2 protein-coding genes are annotated in these 2703 nt (G+C 76.7%); both read right to left on the bottom strand.

Annotated elements, in window-relative coordinates:
• The coding region (locus IE249_RS38180; RefSeq protein WP_229859110.1) for an MFS transporter at positions 1 to 675 on the bottom strand (675 nt) is incomplete at its 3' end.
• Positions 676 to 1287: 612 nt separating this feature from the next.
• Positions 1288 to 2703: helix-turn-helix domain-containing protein (locus IE249_RS22760; RefSeq protein ID WP_229859041.1), on the bottom strand; the 1416-nt coding region annotated here is incomplete at its 5' end.

Here is a 2703-nt window from a genome sequence, read left to right as displayed (position 1 = left end):
GCCGGCCAGCGCGACGAGGCGGGGGCGGCGCAGGAAGAAGGCCAGGCCCTCCCGGGCGCCTGTGCCGCACCGGGACGGGGCGGCCGACGGGCTCGGCCGGACGGCGGGCCCGGTCTGCGGTTCGGCGGCGGGGTGGGGGCGCAGGAAGGGGATGACCGCGGCGACGGCGAGGAAGGACAGCCCGTTCACCGCGTACGCCGCTCCCGGGCCCCAGCAGCCGATCACCACACCGGCCAGCGCGGTGCCGCCCACACGGCCCGCTCCGCTGACCACCGAGCCCAGCGCGATGGACGAGGGCACGTCCTTCGGCGGTACGAGGTCGTTGCCGAGCAGGGCGCAGGCGGGCGCGTCGACGGTGGCGATCAGGCCGGTGACGGCGGCGAGCACCATCAGGACCGGGACGGACAGCCGGTCGGTGACCACGAGGGCGGCGGTCACGAAGCCGACCAGCGCGAGCAGCGCCTGGCTCACCGAGGCGGTGATCCGGCGCGGCCAGGCGTCGACGGCGGCGCCGCCGGCCAGCCCCAGCAACAGCCCTGGCGCGGCCTGCGCGGACAGCGACAGACCGGTCGCCGCGGCGGAGCCGGTGAGGTGGAGGACCAGGAGGTTCTGCGCGGTCAGCTGCATCCAGGTGCCCGCGTTGGACACCAGATTGGCCGCCGACCACCAGCGCATGCCGGGGTGGCGCAGGGCGCGCCACGGGGCGCGGTCCTCGGCCGTGGCCCTGGCGGGGCGCGGTCGCCGGGGCGAGGGAAGGATCACGCGGCGCGGTCCCGCGGCGTGCGGGCGCGCGGGCGCGGCGGGGGAGGTGGAGTGAGAAGGCACGGAGGAACGCTCGTGTGGGAGGACCGGACGGCTTGCCGTGCTGTGCCGCCAGGGGCGGCTCGGCGTTGAGACGTGGTCCGGCACAGCGGCTGCCCATCCTCACAGACGCCACGGGACAGTCGTTCCGCCCGGCCGGTCACGATGGCCGCGTGACGCCCCAACTGCCGCGCGAGGCTCGGGAGTCCGGGGTGCGGTGGCGTTCCTCACAGGAAGCGGCGTACGTCCGTCCGGCACGTGACGTGGATCTCCGTGACCGGTGGGCGGAGGCCGGACCGGTCCCCCGTTCCGGTCCCACCTCCGCGTACGGGGCGCCGGCTGCCCCGCGGTCCCTCGTCCAGGGGCGCGGCTGCCCCGCGGCCCGTCGAAGCTACGCGCCATGCCCGGGCGCCGGGTACCGCGCCGGTGCTCTTTCGGCCGCGTTCCGGGCTCATGCGTGCACAGGTGCGTCCGGTACGTCCTCGTTCATCCCGGCCGGGATTCGCCGCCGAGGGCGGGCGGCTCCAGGTCGCCCACCGCCAGGTGCGCCAGGACGACCTCGTACTGGTCGCTGCCCGTGGTGAGCAGCCGGCGTTCGAGGACGGGCTCCGCGCCGCGCACGTGCTCGCGCACGGTCTGTGCGTGCATCCCGAGCAGGTGCGCGGCACGCTCGGCGTTGCCCCCGGCGGCGATCCAGGCGCGCAACGTGCCCCGCAGATCCCGCCCGTCGGCCGTCAACCGCCCGAGCAGTTCGTGAGCCCACGCCCGCACCGCCGTCCCGGCGAGCAGATCGGCGAACCGTACGACGCCGTCGCCCGCGGACCCTTCGGGGACCGGGTCCAGGGATGCCTGGGTGTTCAGGGCGAGGTGGACGGCGGCCCGGGCGGGGAGATGGGTGAGGTCCGTGCCGAGGAGTTCCCCGGCTCGCTCCATCCGGGCGCGGACCGTGTTGCGGCTCACTCCGAGGATGCGGGCCGCGGCGACGGCGGTGAACTCCAGGCCCAGCCGGGTCGTGGCGAGGAGTTCGGCGCGTGTGTGGTGCGCCAGCGCGTCCAGCGGCCGCAGCAGCCGGGCCGACCAGGCGCGCAGGGCCTCGGGGTCCATCAGCCGCTCGGGACGGGTGCGTTCGGCGTACATCGCCGCGCCGTGCGGGCTGAACCGGGCCACCGCCAGCGCGCTCACCGCCTGGGCGTACCCCGTCGCCGTACGGGCGAGCCCGTGCCGGGCGCTGCCGCCGAGGTACGTGCCGGGGCGCGCGGCGACGAGCGCGCGCAGTGCGTCTCCGGCGCCCCGGCCGCCGTCCCCGCCGCTCCCGCCGCCCTGTCCGGGGGCGACGACGATCACATGCTCGTCGTCGGCGGGGCACAGCACCACCAGGGCCCGCCCTCCGGTCGCGTCCAGGCAGTCGGCGGCCAGCCGGTCGCGTGCGTCGCGACGCCCCTCCACGACGTACACACGGGCGGTGTCCGCGTCCAGGAGGCCGGGCCACAGCCCCGCGGCCACCCGGCGGGCCGAGACGGTGTCCTCCACCATGAGCAGTTGCAGGACCGCCAGCCGCAGCGCGGCGGTCGCCCGTTCCAGCCGGCGTCCGGCACTGGCCGTCTCGTGGGCCCGCAGCAGCAGTTCGACAACGGCGGCGGTACTGCTGAACAGTTCGGCGCCCTGCCGGTCGAAGGGGGTGGGGCCGGCGACGGCCAGCACACCGGCGGCGGACGGGGGCGGGGCGCCGACGCGCACCACGCGCAGATGCCGTTCACGGTCCTGCAGCGCCGCCGACGCCAGGCGGCCTGCCAGGACGTCCGCGACCAGTTTCTCGTCGAGGGCGACCGGCTCGCCGGCGAGGAGGGCTCCGTCGCCGTCGAGGAGGCAGGCCGTGCCTCCCACGGACTCTGCGAGCCACGC

This window comes from Streptomyces anandii JCM 4720 (assembly GCF_014650655.1).
Taxonomy (GTDB): Bacteria; Actinomycetota; Actinomycetes; order Streptomycetales; family Streptomycetaceae; genus Streptomyces; species Streptomyces anandii.
Note: the sequence above shows the minus strand (reverse complement) of the source record. Positions and strands in the feature narration are given on the sequence as shown.